The organism is Prevotella brunnea (genome assembly GCF_008016795.1).
Lineage (GTDB): Bacteria > Bacteroidota > Bacteroidia > Bacteroidales > Bacteroidaceae > Prevotella > Prevotella brunnea.
In genome coordinates, this window is the sequence record NZ_SDIK01000068.1 from 1 (window position 1) to 15902 (window position 15902).

Below are 15902 nucleotides of genomic sequence, written 5' to 3' on the forward strand. Positions count from 1 at the left end.
ATTTTCACCTATAAAGGTACAAATAATAAGCGAGATTACCAACTTTTTAAGTGCTTTTCTTATCCCGAACTCGCGTATATTTATGTACCTTTGCAGGCAAAAGTTGAAAGAAGAAAAGCAAAAGGTTATGAATGCTATATTAAAGGCTCACTTGTCGATGCTGGGTGCCGAAGTGATTTGGGGCTTGATGTCCCCCATAGGTAAAGATGCCATGACAAATGGTATCAGTGGTTTGGAGATGGTGGCATTTCGGGTATCCGGAGCCGCGATGTTATTTTGGATAAGTTTGTTGTTTGTTAAGTATGAGCGAGTTCCAATAAAAGATATTTTTCTTTTCGCCGCTGCGGCACTGTTTGGCGTAACCTGCAATCAATGTCTTTTTACGATAGGCTTGAGTTATACATCTCCCATCAATGCCAGCGTCATAACAACGAGTATGCCGATTTTTGCCATGATTTTGGCTTTTTTCATCTTGCGTGAGCCCATTACATGGAAAAAAGCCGGAGGGGTTATAATGGGTTGCACGGGAGCCGTAATCCTGATTTTGACGAGCATGAATGCCATTGATGCCAAGGTGGGTGATGTGCGTGGCGATCTTATGGTGTTAGGGGCTCAACTGAGTTTTGCACTCTATCTCTCCTTATTTAATAGATTAATCAAACGTTATTCGGTATTCACGATAAATCGTTGGATGTTTCTTTGGGCTTCACTTTATGTGCTGCCTTTCGCAATGGATGATTTGTTGGCTCACGATTTTGCACTTATCTCGAGTAAGACGTGGATGGAGACGTTTTATATTGTTTTCTTTGGGACTTTCGTCAGCTATCTGTTGATGATGTTGGGACAACACTGTCTTCGTCCAACGATAGTAGGCGTTTACAATTACGTTCAACCTATTGTTGCGGTCTTGGTTTCTGTTTTTACGGGCATTGCTGTCTTTACGCTTTATCAAGGGTCTGCCGTCATTTTGGTGTTTATCGGGGTGTGGCTGGTGATAAAATCTAAATCGCGTAAAGATATGGAAATAGAAACATCCGTTTGCGAAAAAGAGAAAAAATCGCTAACTTTGCAAGACCTATCCAATCATAACAAGAAATAGAAATGAAAGTTTGCATTGCGGAAAAACCGAGTGTGGCACGAGACATCGCGAGAATCTTGGGAGCCGTAAGCTCAAAGGAAGGCTATATGGAAGGCAATGGCTATCAAGTAACTTGGACCTTCGGACATCTTTGTGAGCTGAAAGAACCCAATGATTACTTTCCGAATTGGAAATATTGGAGTCTTGCCGCGCTTCCCATGATTCCTCATCGGTTTGGAATAAAACTGATTGAGGATGAAGGAGTGAAAAGGCAGTTTGCTGTTATAGAGAAACTATATCGAAACGCGGATGAAATTATTAATTGTGGTGATGCCGGTCAGGAAGGTGAGCTGATACAGCGATGGGTCATGCAGAAAGCGAAAGTGAACTGTCCGGTTAAGCGTTTATGGATATCTTCCATGACAGATGAAGCAATAAAACAAGGATTTGCAAACCTGAAAGACCAAAAATACTATGAACTTCTTTATCTTGCCGGACTTTCGCGCGCCATCGGTGATTGGCTTTTAGGAATGAATGCCACTCGCTTGTACACATTGAAATATGGAAATAATGGCTTTGGACGAAATGCCCAAGTACTTTCAATCGGACGCGTACAAACTCCTACCTTGGCACTGATTGTAAAACGACAGAAGGAGATTGATAATTTCAAACCGGAACCTTATTGGGTGTTGGCAACTATATACCGCAATACACAATTTACGGCGACAAAAGGGAGGTTTACAACGAAAGATAAAGGTTTTGAAGCCTTTTCAAAAATAGACGGAAAGCCCTTTGTCATTATGAGCGTGATGAAAAAGAAAGGAACGGAACAGCCGAAACAACTATACGATTTGACTTCACTTCAGGTGGATTGTAATCGCAAATTCGGGTATTCTGCCGAGATGACGCTCAACACTATCCAAAGTTTATACGAACGAAAATTCACCACTTATCCGCGCGTTGATACTCAATTCCTTACTGATGACGTGTACAATCAATGTCCGCAGATAATGAATGGAATCTATCAAATCACATTTGCCGGTGCGAAGCCTTATGGCGAACTCGTGAAAAAACTTGCAGAGAAACAGCTTTCAAAGTCGAAGCGAGTGTTCGATTCTTCAAAAGTAACCGATCACCATGCCATCATTCCTACGGGTGTTGTGCCAAAGGGATTAACCGATGCCGAGCGAAACGTGTTCGACCTCATTGTCCGCCGTTTTATCTCGGTGTTTTATCCCGATTGTAGGTTTTCCACAACGACTGTTTTGGGAGAGGTTGATAAAATAGAATTCAAAGCTACCGGAAAGGAAATTCTGGATTACGGTTGGCGTGTTGTGTATGGAATAAATGGAGACGAGGATGAGAAACCATCCAATGGCGAGACAGGTACGATGCCATTGATAGCTGAACAAAATGCTCTCCCCGATAAGAAGCGAGGAGAAAAGGGTGAAGTGATATTACCTACTTTCATAAAAGGCGAGACAGGTACCCACAAACCTACATTGACGGAAAAGAAAACCCAACCGCCGAGACATTACACAGAGGCTTCATTGCTTAGGGCAATGGAAACAGCAGGACAAACGGTGGAAGACGAAGCATTGCGCATGGCGTTAAAAGAAAATGGAATTGGGCGTCCTTCCTCGCGAGCCGGAATCATTGAGACTCTCTTTAAGCGTCATTACATTCGGCGGCAGAAGAAAAACCTGGAGGCAACAGCAACGGGAATTGCACTCATAGATACCATTCATGAGAAATTGCTTACCTCTGCCGAACTAACCGGTATTTGGGAAAAGAAACTACGCGACATAGAACATAGGAAATATGATGCGGGACGGTTCATCAATGAGTTAAAAGAACAGATCACAAATATTGTGAATGATGTTCTGTCAGACAATTCCAACCGAAAAATAGGAGTATAAATCTTCAGAACTCTATGTATCGCATGATAGTTGTTGCAATATTCAAGTTTTGCTTGCGTTAATAAAAGTATGAGCCAACCTATATCAACATACATTCATACGGCATTCCATGGCATAACCATCAAGCAGACTATGGGAACAGTATGTTTATTTCTTATTGTTGTTTTCATCTGTGGTTGTGGCATAGACCGTAACATCAAGAAAGGAGAGAAATTCCTTTCTGTGGGCGAGTATTATGATGCAGCAAGTCAATTTAAGCGTGCTTATCAGCGCACGCCCGCAAAAGACAGGGAACAACGCGGACAATTAGCAAAGAAAATGGCATATTGTTACGATAGAATAAGTTCCTCGCAACGAGCGATTGCGGCTTATAGGAATGTTACAAGGTATAAGCAAGACAATCCGGACACGCATTTGAAATTGGCGGAGAATCTAATGAAAACCGGTTCTTATGCTGATGCGGCGAAAGAATATCAACTAGTATTGGATTCTATGCCGGATAACGCGAAAGCTGCCATTGGGAAAAATGCTGCCAATGCAGCACCGAGCGTCAAGGAACATGGCTCTTATTATCAAGTGAAAAAGATGACTATCTTCAATTCGCGTCGGCAAGACTATTCTCCCATGTTCTATGGCGACCAGCATGAAAAACTTTATTTCACATCAACGCGTAATACCGCGCAGGGTGATGAGCTAAGTGGGATTACAGGTGTTAAACCGGGCGATATTTTCTTCAGCGAGAAAGACGATAAAGGAAAATGGACGCAACCGCAATCTATTGAGAGCGGGCTGAACACTGAAGCCGATGAGGGGACGCCTGCTTTTTCCGTAGATGGTAGGGAGATGTACATTACCCAGTGCCTCACAGATGCGACTTATCCTCGTTATGCTCAAATTGCCGTTAGTAGTAGGTCGGATGCCACTTGGGGGAAAGCCACAAAGCTGGAAATCAGTCGCGACACGTTATCAAGTTTTGCTCATCCGGCTCTCTCGCCGGATGGAAAATGGCTCTATTTTGTTAGTGATATGCCCGGAGGAAAAGGTGGATTGGATATTTGGAGAGTACGTTTGATGGGCGGCACTACGGGGGGAGTGGAGAACTTGGGCGAACCTATCAACACTCCCAGTGATGAGATGTTTCCCACTTTTCGTCCCAATGGAGATTTATATTTCTCATCCAATGGGCACGGAGGATTAGGTGGGTTGGATATATTCATTGCCAAAGTGGGAACAGACCATCGTTACCATCTTGAACATCCGGGATACCCTCTAAACTCGCAAGGTGACGACTTTGGGATGACTTTTGAAGGTTTGCATAATCGTGGTTTTTTCTCTTCTAATCGAGGCGATGCCCGTGGCTGGGATCATATTTATAGTTTTGAACTTCCGGAAGTGATACAAACTGTTAAGGGTTGGGTATATGAGATGGATGGTTACGAATTACCTGCAGCTCAAGTATTTATGGTGGGCGATGATGGTACAAATATTAAACTCTCCGTAAAGGGAGATGGCTCGTTTGAACAGGAAATTCGTCCCGGAGTGAATTATATCATCCTTGCCACATGTCAAGGCTTTCTCAATCATAAGGAAGAGTTGAAAGTAGAACCGGTTGAGGAATCAAAAGAATATGTGTTACAATTTCCATTGGCAAACATAAAAGTACCGGTGCTCATTGATAATATATTTTACGATTTCGATAAGGCAACGCTGCGTCCGGAGTCAAAAGTAGCTCTGAATACTCTTATTAACCTGCTCAATGAGAATCCAAACGTCACCATTGAGTTGTCAGCCCATACCGATTACAAAGGTTCTGATGAATACAACAAGCTACTCTCACAGCGACGCGCCGATGCAGTTGTGGCTTATTTGACGGAACACGGCATTGCCAAAGACCGATTGTCGCCTGTCGGATATGGTGAAGATAAGCCAAGAGTTGTCCGTCGCAAGACCACAGAGAAGTATCTATGGTTGAAAGAAAACGATGTGCTGACCGAAGAATTTATCAAGAAGCTTGATAAAGATAAACAGGAAGTTGCCAACCAACTCAATCGTCGTACCGAATTCAAAGTGTTACGAACCACATACGGTATGTTTGATGAGAATGGCAAATTGAAAACTTCGCCCAAACCTCGAAAGAAAGAGACGTTGGATGATGATGAAAGTGTTTATTTTGATATAGAGTAAATTGCCTTGCGGTCATAAACCAGTACGAATAAGATGAACCTACCTAAGGATTTTGAAAACTACACCCGAAGATTGTTCGGCGACACTCGTTACCAACTCTTTCTGCAAAGTTTGGAACAAGAAGCTCCGGTAAGTATTCGACTCAACCCCTTTAAGCTTGGAGCAAATGAACGTGTATCGGCTTCATATGACCCGCAACAAATTCCGTGGTGCAAGGAAGGATTTTATTTGGACAAACGCCCCAACTTCACATTCGATCCGATGTTTCATGCGGGGACTTATTACGTACAAGAAGCCTCATCCATGTTTCTTGCCCATGTACTTAGACATCTTGTCAAGCATCCTGTTACCATGCTCGATCTTTGTGCTGCACCCGGTGGAAAATCCACTTGTGCCCGTGCGGTAATTCCGGAAGGCAGTGTGTTGTTCTCCAACGAACCGTTGGGCAAACGCGCGCAAATACTCGCAGAGAATATACAGAAGTTTGGCCATCCGGATGTAGTGGTGACTAACAACTATCCGCGAGATTACAAAAAAACAAAACTGACTTTCGATGTAATCCTCGCTGATGTTCCATGTTCCGGCGAGGGGATGTTTCGTAAAGATCCGAAAGCTGTTGAAGAATGGAACTTGAGAAATGTGGAACATTGTGCGAGACTTCAGCGTGAAATCATAGCGGATATATGGGATAACCTGACACCCGGAGGCATACTCGTGTTTTCCACCTGTACTTTCAACGCGCACGAAAATGAAGAAAATATCGCTTGGATTCTCAATGAATACGATGCACGTCTCATTGACATTCCGGTGGAAAGTGATTGGGAAGTTACCGGGTCGCTCCTTGACCCACAAGCAACCGGCACACATGATTTCCCCATTTATAGGTTTATTCCCGGTATTTCAAAGGGAGAGGGGCTGTTTATGGCTGTGATAAGAAAGAAAGGTGAGTGCGAAAGAAAAGATCACCGATGGGCGATTTCAGCAGAAGACTTGATACCTTATGCGAAGAAGAAGTTGAAAGTACTTTCATGTGGTGCGAAAGATGGTGTAGAAAAAGGGAATATGATAATACCCGATCACAGTAGTGCGCTATCCATCGCCACAGATAAGAATATGTTTCCCGTTGTGGACGTGGATTATACTACCGCTGTCAGCTACCTTCGGCGCGAAGCCATTGTGCTTCCGCAAGATGTGGTACGGGGGATTGTAACTCTTACTTATAAAGGTCATGCCATCGGCTTTGCCAAAAATCTTGGCAATCGTGCCAATAACCTTTATCCGCATGAATGGCGCATTAAGAGCGGTCATATCCCGGATGAGCCCAACATAATTGACATTTCTCTTTAATTCTCAATATAAATCATGAAACAATATTTAAATCTTCTCAATCGCATCATGACCGAAGGTGTTCAGAAAGACGATCGCACCGGAACGGGGACGCTCTCGGTCTTTGGTAATCAGATGCGTTTCGACCTAAACGAAGGCTTTCCACTGCTGACAACCAAGAAATTGCACCTAAAAAGTATCATATATGAACTGCTTTGGTTCTTGAGAGGTGATACCAATGTTAGATATTTGCAAGAACATGGAGTAAAAATTTGGAACGAATGGGCTGACGAAAATGGTGACTTGGGACCGGTTTATGGGCATCAGTGGCGTTCATGGTCGGATGATAAAGGTGGAACGATAGACCAAATTAAAAATGTGGAGTATGCCATCAGGCACAATCCAAGTTCAAGACGAATGCTCGTTACGGCTTGGAATCCGGCTGAAGTTGATCGGATGGCACTCCCTCCGTGCCATTGTCTTTTTCAATTTTATGTCGCAAACGGAAGACTCTCGCTTCAACTTTATCAACGTTCAGCAGACACCTTTTTGGGAATTCCATTTAATATCGCGTCTTATGCCTTATTGTTGGCGATGATGGCTCAGGTAACGGGACTGAAAGCAGGCGAGTTTATCCATACGACGGGCGACACACATCTGTATCTGAACCATTTGGAACAGGCAAAACTGCAACTGATGCGCCAACCCCGACCACTTCCCAAAATGCGCATCAACCCCGATGTAAAAAGCATATTTGACTTCAAATATGAGGACTTTGAATTGACGGATTATCACCCCTATCCCCATATCTCAGCAGAAGTTTCCGTATAAAAACTTTTTTCAATTATTTTTTCTAATCAAAAATCCTGCAATGCAAATAAACATTATAGCTGCCGTAGCGAAGAATCGCGCCATAGGCTACCACAACGATATGGTTTACTTTATCAGAGAAGACTTGCGTAGATTTAAGCAACTCACAACGGGAAACACCGTAATCATGGGACGTCGTACTTTTGAATCGCTTCCAAAGGGAGCGTTGCCCCATAGACGAAACATAGTGCTTAGCAGAAGTCGGAAAAATTTTCCCGGTTGTGATGTATATGAATCGCTCGATGAGGCTTTAAAGCATATAAATAATGGTGAACAAGCTTTTATTATAGGAGGCGCAAGTGTGTATAAAGAAGGGCTGGCAATCGCAGACCGACTCTATTTAACCGAAATTAATGCCATTCCGGATCATGCCGACGTATTCTTTCCTGAATATAATGATGGATCATGGGAGATAGAAAAGCAAGAAGAGCACCCTGAAACAGAAAACAATCCGCCATACGTTTTCGTAGATTATGTGCGAAGAAAATAATTTTCCAATAATTTCCCTCTGTGCTCATCCGGTTTATCAGATTGGTAAGTTTGTACATTGGATGGAGAATTATGTATTGTTGATTTGCAAGATTTTTACCATGCAAAGATACAAAAACCGGCATAAACGACCCCGGTTCGGGATAAGAAAAAGTTCATAAATAAAGTTGCGCTCATCCAACCGGAAGTCTATCCGGGAAATGATCTCCCGGATAGCTGTCTCATCAAAATAATCTGCGAGTATTTCCGGAAAGACACAACGCAACAATTGCTCGCCATTCATGATGCAAAGATAACAAATATCCATGAATTTATTTGCATGAGAGGGGATGCAACCGGGTTTTACGACTGACCTCCAAAAAAAGTACTATCGTTTTTACCAAAAAGTACGCGAGTTCGGGATAAGAAAATCTTTAGAAAAGTTCCAATTGCCTTGATTTCTCTACGTGTACCGGCAGTGCCTCCGGCTTATTGTCAAAGAAACAATAGGCTGTAAGAGCAGAACACAAGTTCATGATGAAATTATGTATTGATCGATGCCGTGAATGTATATGGTCAGCCTATTACCAACTTTTTAAGAATTTTTCTTATCCCGAACTCGCGTAGCAAATATAATTGATTTATAGAATGTTGCAAAAGTGCTATATTTTAATTAACACATATTAGTCCTTTTATCAAAACACTGAAAAATTATATTACAAAAACCACCCCGAAGAAACAATTCGTAATCTATTGATAATCAGTATGATACTAATTGCGATTTAAAAGCTTAGCTTTTGCATCCCGATTCATGACCTTTTGCAGTGTAAAAGATAAGCTTTTGGAAAGTGAAAGGTAAGCATTGGATGGATGTATGAAGAATAATTAGGACATTATTGAATTTCTCCCATATAGGGAGGCTCGTTTTCAACGACCTTCCAAATATGGGCGTAATGGACATTTGGTAGGCTGAAAAAGCTCCAGATGTTTGTAATGGACAAATGGTAGGCTGGCAATTTCCAGCCTACTTTGTTATATTCAGAAATTCATCAATAAACTTCTTTTTGTTGGTATCGCTTAATCCGTTATGGTTCAGTAAAGCTCTTTTAAGTTGTGAGTTGTAGCCTTCCAACATATTGGTTGTATTCGGTATGTTTACCTCCGTATGTTCTTCATATGTAAAGAGCCACTTGAGATGTGTTCTTAAAGACCTCTTGGCAGTCCTAAGTCGTCTGTGTGTATAAGTGGTCTTGCCTGAAATAAGAGTCGTTCTTTCATTCAGAAAATCCTCCCACTAGGCACATCATTTACCAAATTCCATTAAGAACTGCTCCTTTCCGATGGTAAACATCTTCCTTGCCAATGCCAGCAACTCTATGCTTGCAGGCAAATGAGGGCTATTTGTCAGAAGCCTTCTGATGATTTGCAATTGATGAAACTGGCACATTTGTACCGGGCAGGAGGTTATAGCCTGTAAAAGCCCTGTGTGTCCATCACAGACTACCGCCACTATCTTTGTTCCTCTATCTTTTATATCTTCAAGTCCTGAGAGATACTCCTTGTTGGTTTCATTTTTAACAAATTTGCGATAAAGGAGCTTTCTCGAAGTTGCATCTTGGAATAACATTACACCAAATGTTCTGGAGAAATATGTTGTATCAATTATGACAGTTGCTTCCTTAGGAAAGGAAGGGGTAAAACTCTCTGCTACCAACTTCAGTTTCCTGCGTATTGTTCTCTCCGAACATTTATGCATAACTGATAGTTCTTTGACGGTTCGTTTCTCTGTCAGATAGCTTTGCCATAATGTTGTACTGTCAATGCGGCGACCGCCTTGAAATTGCTTCTTGCAATCACCGCAAAAATACATTTGCAGCCCCCGACGATGACCGTTCTTTTTAACATTTGAGCTGCCACAGAATACACATGTTTTTTATTCATAGGTTTTCAAATGGCACAAAGGTAATAAATAAAGGACATCTGGAGCTTTTCAGCCTACCAAATGTCCATTACGCCGATATTTTATTATTACGGATTCAAATTGGGCAAAGTTGAGGAATGAGATACTCAGCCTTGCCGAGACCTGCCACAAGGCTTTAGGTGAACAGAGCAGGCACACCAATTGGTTGCACAACGGTGACGTGTGCAGGTTGCTCAACATCAGCAAGCGCACCTTGCAGGACTATCGCGACAGGGGGATTATTCCCTACACACAGTTCGCAGGGAAGATACTCTATAAGGCTTCAGATTTGGAGGAAATTTTGAAAGAGCATTATAGACATTTCTGATTCAAATATGCAAGAATTAAAGAAAAGAATAAACTCCCTATTTAAGTGTTACACAATTTTGCCCACCTGACGACTATCTTTGCAAAAAACATAGGAAAGATGGTAGATACGAAATTAATGAAAAGGATATTATGCACTCCTTATGAAGACATTGCTGATTTAGATGACGCATTAGCGAAGTACAAGGATCATGCTATGAATGTTATGGGTGAGAAAGACGATTTATCATGCTCGTATTTTGCGAAAAGTAATCAAACCAATCGCCTTGGTCATTCAATAAGGCAGCATTGCATGAAGCCGGAGTGTAGTATGACCGATAAGGAGAAGATATACAAGGCTATGGAGGAACTTATTCAACTTGGTTTTGATAGAGCGTCAGATATATTATTAGACATAACTATACAAGAGAGCCTTCCCAATGTTGTCTGCGGCAAGTTCAAGGGGAAGAGTTTTCAGAAGATGATGAATTATGGGTGGTTCAAGAATCTGATAGATACGGATTATTCTGGTAAAATTCGCCCAGACCGTGGCACACTTAACTATAAGCAGGAATCAGAGACTTTGAGCAAGCAGTTGTATATTAGTACTATGTTCTACCACTATCTTAGTATATACAACAGTCCCTTGCTTGATGAAATTGCGCACTATCGTATTTTCACTAAAAAAGATTTGAATATAGCAACTCTCCGTGCTTCTCAATATATAAGGAGTGGAAAGCATAAAGAGGCTTTTAAGATTCTCTCCTTATTCATATAGATATGACACAACCAGTTATAAGCCCTGGTGATCTAAAAGCAGCCCTCTTGCTTGCAGAGTTATATGAATATGGGCTGGGTACAGCTCCTAATCTTGCACAGGCTCTTAGCTGGTATAACTATTGTTACGAGCGATTTACGATGGAGGCAGGCTATAAGGCTGGGCGAGTCTGTGAGAAGATGGGAGACTATGGAAAAGCCATGGAATGGTATCGCAAGGTACTTGATTGGAAAGTGCTTAGTCCTACTTCGTGGGAAAGAAACTATAGAAAGGAAGATGAAGCCAAATCTTTGCTTCCACATCGTCTGGAAATTTCCTATCGCAACTTGAAAAAACGCATGAATCCCGAAGGGAACGACAAAATAACTATTACAATGAATTGTAGTGGGAAATTTTCGTTACGATTAAAAGTGCTGATGAACGCTACACTTACTATCGTGTGGGATAACGGGCACAATGCCAATACGGAAGTCATCAAATGGAAAGTGAATGGTTGGAACCAACTGGATCATCAATACAGCAAGTTCGGCAAACATGAGATTGCAATAAGTTCAGACGAGGAGAATGTCATCACGGGGATTGAAATAGAGACTGCTTTCTCCGTTACAAAAATGAACCTCGAAGCATGCAAGGGATTGGAGTATCTGCACTGCACGAACCAATGGGCAAGCATCAGTCCAAAAGGGCTTTGCGGTCTGAAATACTTGAATATCAGGAATACGAAAACGAAAAGATTGAATATTCGTGGTATGCACCGACTCGTAGCTCTTGATATATCCGAGAATCCTTCTTTGCGACTGGTTACGGAAAAATACCTCCCGCTGCGCTATCTTGCTATGGACGGCTGGACAGACTTGCCAAAGAAGACGCAGCTTGAAGAAAACGTAAGGTTGAACATGGGCAAAATTGTTCCAACCATTGATATAAAGAGAATGGAAACCGTACATCCAACTGTGTTCTACTATCTGCGAAGCAGCAATTGGACGGAAGTAAGGAAAGCCATTTTAGTTGAAGAGGAGGATAGGGCTTTCAATAAGGAGTATTTCAGAAGGCTTTATAAGATGTATAAAATCTTATGTACAAAGATTCCTAAACATTGTCCGTACCCCAATAGTTATCTTGAATCTTTGGAAGATTACCTCTATATATGCCGTTGGAAGCGTGAGAAGAACGGAAGACTTATCGAATATGAAGATTGCGAAGAAGAGACTTATATCTGGAATTATTCGTGGAGCATCACACTGGGTACCCCATTGAAAGATGCAGCCAACCGTCAACCATTCATGATATATCCTTCTCGTACCAATGCCTATTTTGCAGCAATGAGCTTACTGGCGATGACGGAGAATAAAGACGAAATGGAGAATTATGGATTGAGTGATGACCCTTTAAGTATTTACTGGGGAAATAATCAAGCAAAATAAAGGTTGGTAACAAATAATTACCTATATTTGTAATGTTAAACCTAAAATAACTATATTATGAGGTTAAATGAGCAACTAAGCAATATGTATCAACCACATTTTAATGAGTTGATTGCACATTTGAAGAGTGACGGACTAATAGACAAAGTACAGCCACCATTCCTTTTAGGACTTAATCGGGAAAAAGAAGGCAAAGTGTCCGTAGGAGATGAAACATGGTACACACAAGCCGATCTGAAAGTTATGGTATTCGGCAAGGAAGTTCACGAATGGGGGTGGCCTAAACTTAAGGATGGGGCTAAACTCGGTTCGGATGATTTGGTAGAAGCCTATGAGGTTTTCTATTCAGAAAACTATCGTGATACATTTTTCCTAACTGACGGTAATAGCAAACTATCGAAAAGCCCATTCTTTCGCACCGGTTTCAATGGTTTGATGGATGGGATAAATGAACGTTTAAAGAAGGCATATCCAAGAAAGAGACCCGCTTTCCTGTGGAATGAAATCTCAAAACTCTCAATAATGGAAGGAAGAAGCCGCAAGGTGGATGATCCGAAAATTCATCAATGCGAGTTAGACTATTTCCATGTCATTCCACAAGAGATAGAATTGCTCAAGCCTGATGTTGTTATATTCCTCACAGGGTTTGGCGAGCCGTATGATAGGTATATCCATGAGAACTTTCATATCCAGTCCACTTCATCTGTTGGTAGTATCTCTATGGATGACGTGGTTAAACTGGAATTGGAAGAAGTTCCATTAGCGTATAAGACCCATCACCCTGGCGCAATAACCGTTGCGGGGCATGGTCTTAATGATGTAGAAAGATGGAATCACTACAATGCCATTCTTGACGACATTGCCACAAACTTCAACAAGATACAAGGACTGCAATAATTGTTTTTCATGGCAGCAAATCTGATAGCAAGATACATCTGGGAAGTCGATGCGCTCGCAAAGGCTAGGCATGGACTTTCGTTGGAAGAACTCAACGAGCAGTGGAGGGACTGTTATCTATATGATGACAAAGACATTGTCCGCAAGACATGGTGGGAACACCGAAACCAAATAGGCTTGCAGTTTGGCATTGATATAGAGTATGACAAGCAGAACAAACGTTATTTCATCAAGTCGCGAAATGAAATAAACCGCCCTGCAATACAGGAGTGGTTGCTCAATAGTTTTGCCGTGGGTAATATGCTCCTGCAAGGCAAAGACCTGCGTGCCCGTATTCTCTGTGAGCATATTCCCTCTGGCTATGAATATCTCACAGAGATTATCCAAGCCATGCGCGAAGGGAAATGCCTCACCATCAATTATCAGAGCTTTTGGAAAGAGGAAGCACAGGTTATTACCCTTGAGCCTTATTTCGTAAAGGTGTTCAAGCAGCGATGGTATCTCACAGCCCGACCGTCTGCCCATGAGGAACTGCGCACATACGCTCTCGATCGCATACAGGATTTACATGTTTCCAATCAAAAGTTCAAAATGCCCAAGGACTTTGATGCGGAGGAAATGTATGCGACCGCATACGGTATTGTGATAGGGAAAGAGGAAAAGGTGGAGCGCATAGAAATCAATGTCTATAACAACCAGGCAAAGTATTTCCGTTCGCTTCCATTGCATTCTTCGCAATGGGAGATTGAGAGTACAGAAGACTGCACCGTATTTGAATACTATCTCAAACCTACCTACGACTTTATTCAGGAACTGTTATCACATGGTCCTGATGTGGAAGTTATTCACCCCAACAGCCTTCGTCAGCTTATGAAGCAGCGCATAGAAGAGATGGCTGAACTTTACAAATAAAGATATGGAAAAATCACTCCAACAATTTAACTTTGAGAGTCTCACAGAGAGTTTCTCTGCCTATCACTGCTTTGGTGACAAGGCCACCGGAATTTTAAGTAGCATAGACCAGCCTTATAAAGACATAACCCATTGGAGCGTTGATGACCTGCGCTCTAAAACTTGCATTGCAATTTTCGTCTTTACCGATGATGCGGAAGTATATGCCGCTGAGATTGATGCCTTTATCAGACAATATGAAGATATGGTTAAACATATCTTTATTCTTGACCTGCATGCAAGCCATCAGTACAAGATGTTTAAGAAGAGATGGGAATTCTACAATATTCTTACCACTCGTTATTGTACCTTACAAGAGAACATACTGCATTATCTGCTGTTCTTCAAGCATTTCATTGAGACTATAGGACTAATCAGTATGGACTTCGGCGATTTTAAAATCTGCATGCGTACTGCAACATTTATTGCAACTGGGAAAGCGGGTGCGATAAAGGAGTCCATTGATGCCATACCCCATAAGAATATCCACATCCTAATGCTTGGTCTGGAGTTACAAAGCAACGAAATAGACAATGCAAAAGAAGATATGGACGCATTAGCTTCCTTCTTTGACCAACTTCCAGACTCTGTAGAAGTTAAATGGCAGATAAGCCATAACTTCGGTAATCCTCATGTGGAGTATATTGCGGGCTTCGATATAGAGCCAGTATATGGTACCACTCATTCTTAAGACCGTAGAAATGACAATCCTCCAAATCTCTGATACCCACAACCGACATCAGTTGCTGGCAGATTTGCCCACAGCTGACGTCTTGGTGCATTGCGGCGACTTTACGGACATGGGCACAGAACAGGAAGTACTCGATTTCTTGAATTGGTTTATCGAACTTCCTTATCCCAATAAACTTTTTGTTACGGGCAATCACGACCTTTGCTTGTGGGATGCCGAGAATATCGAAGATTTGCCCCGTAACGTTTATTTTCTGCAAGACAGAGGTTGTGAGATTGACGATGTGAAATTCTTTGGCTTAGGTTATAACCATCAAGAAAGTCTCATCCCCACAGATGTAGATATACTTATCACGCATGAGCCCCCCTTGATGATATTAGATAAATCAAGCGGTAGGCATTGGGGCAATCTATCTCTACGTAACCAAGTGGTGGAAGTAAAACCACAATATCACCTGTTCGGACATGCCCACGAGTCGTATGGCATGGCACAGATGGGAGCGACCATCTTTTCAAATGGATCTGTTTTGGATAATCAGTATCAGCTGTACCATGCGCCACGATTTATTGAGTTGTAATCTACGCTGCTGTGCCAAACCGCAAAGTTTTATCCTAACATAATCTCTATTTGCGGTTCAAAATCACGGCAATAGATAAAATCTGTCAGGGCAAAATTGGTGTATTCAAACAAATGATTAAACTGATGAATGAGGTGCAGGTCTTTGGTCAGTTCTCGGTCAAGTCCTTCATTCCAGTTGGGTGGTGGGCAATCCATACCAATGTAAGACTCAAAAGATTCTTTATCCAGTTCTTCTGCCAATCGTAAAGGCATAAGCGATACTCCGTCTTCATAGAATTTGTTCCATCCCGAATCTTGTAATGCACAATAGAGTGCCTCACTGTTTTTCCTATGAACAGGGTGTAAGGCTGGATAATGACTCGGAAGAAAGCAACGCGCAACAAGTACCTTGCTACTTCCAAATTATTACTGTCCGCTAAACATAGAAATCCTCATTCCAACTCATTGAGACACAATAGTTCGGATGACAGC

The 15902-nt window shown here is 41.9% G+C and carries 15 protein-coding genes and 2 pseudogenes; 14 read left to right on the forward strand and 3 right to left on the reverse strand.

The window, feature by feature from the left end:
* The 7 genes from ETF27_RS11360 to ETF27_RS08920 all read left to right on the forward strand — a co-directional run.
* Positions 1-204: hypothetical protein (locus ETF27_RS11360; RefSeq protein WP_205012818.1), on the forward strand; the 204-nt coding region annotated here is incomplete at its 5' end.
* The gene (locus tag ETF27_RS08895) at positions 128-1099 is read left to right on the forward strand and encodes a DMT family transporter (RefSeq protein ID WP_130829132.1); all 972 of its coding nucleotides are present in this window, start codon (positions 128-130) and stop codon (positions 1097-1099) included. The genes ETF27_RS11360 and ETF27_RS08895, both read left to right, overlap by 77 nt.
* A 2-nt stretch (positions 1100-1101) precedes the next feature.
* Complete coding sequence (locus ETF27_RS08900; RefSeq protein ID WP_130829130.1) at positions 1102-2997, forward strand: DNA topoisomerase 3; 1896 nt, start codon at positions 1102-1104, stop codon at positions 2995-2997.
* A 132-nt stretch (positions 2998-3129) separates the two neighbouring features.
* Entirely contained in the window at positions 3130-5181 is a 2052-nt protein-coding gene (porE, locus tag ETF27_RS08905) for a PorE family type IX secretion system protein (protein ID WP_130829737.1), read from the forward strand.
* A 33-nt stretch (positions 5182-5214) separates the two neighbouring features.
* Positions 5215-6528, forward strand: coding sequence for a methyltransferase RsmF C-terminal domain-like protein (locus ETF27_RS08910; protein WP_130829128.1), 1314 nt, complete (start codon positions 5215-5217; stop codon positions 6526-6528).
* Between the two features lie 15 nt (positions 6529-6543).
* On the forward strand, positions 6544-7338 hold the full coding sequence (locus ETF27_RS08915) for a thymidylate synthase (protein WP_130829126.1): 795 nt from the start codon (positions 6544-6546) through the stop codon (positions 7336-7338).
* A gap of 40 nt (positions 7339-7378) precedes the next feature.
* On the forward strand, positions 7379-7867 hold the full coding sequence (locus tag ETF27_RS08920) for a dihydrofolate reductase (RefSeq protein WP_130829124.1): 489 nt from the start codon (positions 7379-7381) through the stop codon (positions 7865-7867).
* 412 nt (positions 7868-8279) lie between these two features.
* Here the strand turns inward: ETF27_RS08920 and ETF27_RS11760 are convergent.
* Both ETF27_RS11760 and ETF27_RS08930 read right to left on the reverse strand, forming a co-directional pair.
* Positions 8280-8426: pseudogene (locus tag ETF27_RS11760) on the reverse strand (IS982 family transposase); the annotation flags it as partial.
* Between the two features lie 443 nt (positions 8427-8869).
* A pseudogene (locus ETF27_RS08930) lies at positions 8870-9754 on the reverse strand (IS256 family transposase, variant Zn-binding type); the annotation flags it as partial.
* Positions 9755-9869: 115 nt separating this feature from the next.
* On the opposite strand from ETF27_RS08930, the gene ETF27_RS08935 reads away from it, so the two are divergent.
* The 7 genes from ETF27_RS08935 (at position 9870) to ETF27_RS08965 (ending at position 15429) form a co-directional block, all read left to right on the forward strand.
* Positions 9870-10133: a helix-turn-helix domain-containing protein gene (locus ETF27_RS08935; protein ID WP_130829120.1), complete on the forward strand. Its 264-nt coding sequence runs from the start codon at positions 9870-9872 to the stop codon at positions 10131-10133.
* A gap of 99 nt (positions 10134-10232) precedes the next feature.
* Positions 10233-10889, forward strand: a complete 657-nt coding sequence (locus tag ETF27_RS08940; RefSeq protein ID WP_130829118.1) for a hypothetical protein — start codon at positions 10233-10235, stop codon at positions 10887-10889.
* Between the two features lie 2 nt (positions 10890-10891).
* Positions 10892-12313: a hypothetical protein gene (locus tag ETF27_RS08945; RefSeq protein WP_130829116.1), complete on the forward strand. Its 1422-nt coding sequence runs from the start codon at positions 10892-10894 to the stop codon at positions 12311-12313.
* A gap of 84 nt (positions 12314-12397) precedes the next feature.
* The gene (locus ETF27_RS08950; RefSeq protein ID WP_130829114.1) at positions 12398-13210 is read left to right on the forward strand and encodes a hypothetical protein; all 813 of its coding nucleotides are present in this window, start codon (positions 12398-12400) and stop codon (positions 13208-13210) included.
* Positions 13211-13219: 9 nt separating this feature from the next.
* Positions 13220-14122 carry a helix-turn-helix transcriptional regulator gene (locus ETF27_RS08955; RefSeq protein WP_130829112.1) on the forward strand — a complete coding sequence of 301 codons (903 nt, stop codon included), beginning with the start codon at positions 13220-13222 and terminating at the stop codon, positions 14120-14122.
* A gap of 4 nt (positions 14123-14126) precedes the next feature.
* Positions 14127-14852, forward strand: coding sequence for a toxin-antitoxin system protein (locus tag ETF27_RS08960; protein ID WP_130829110.1), 726 nt, complete (start codon positions 14127-14129; stop codon positions 14850-14852).
* Between the two features lie 10 nt (positions 14853-14862).
* On the forward strand, positions 14863-15429 hold the full coding sequence (locus tag ETF27_RS08965; RefSeq protein ID WP_130829108.1) for a metallophosphatase domain-containing protein: 567 nt from the start codon (positions 14863-14865) through the stop codon (positions 15427-15429).
* 29 nt (positions 15430-15458) lie between these two features.
* Here ETF27_RS08965 and ETF27_RS08970 read toward each other — a convergent pair whose 3' ends face one another.
* Positions 15459-15683: a hypothetical protein gene (locus ETF27_RS08970; protein ID WP_130829106.1), complete on the reverse strand. Its 225-nt coding sequence runs from the start codon at positions 15681-15683 to the stop codon at positions 15459-15461.
* Between the last annotated feature and the right edge of the window lie 219 nt (positions 15684-15902).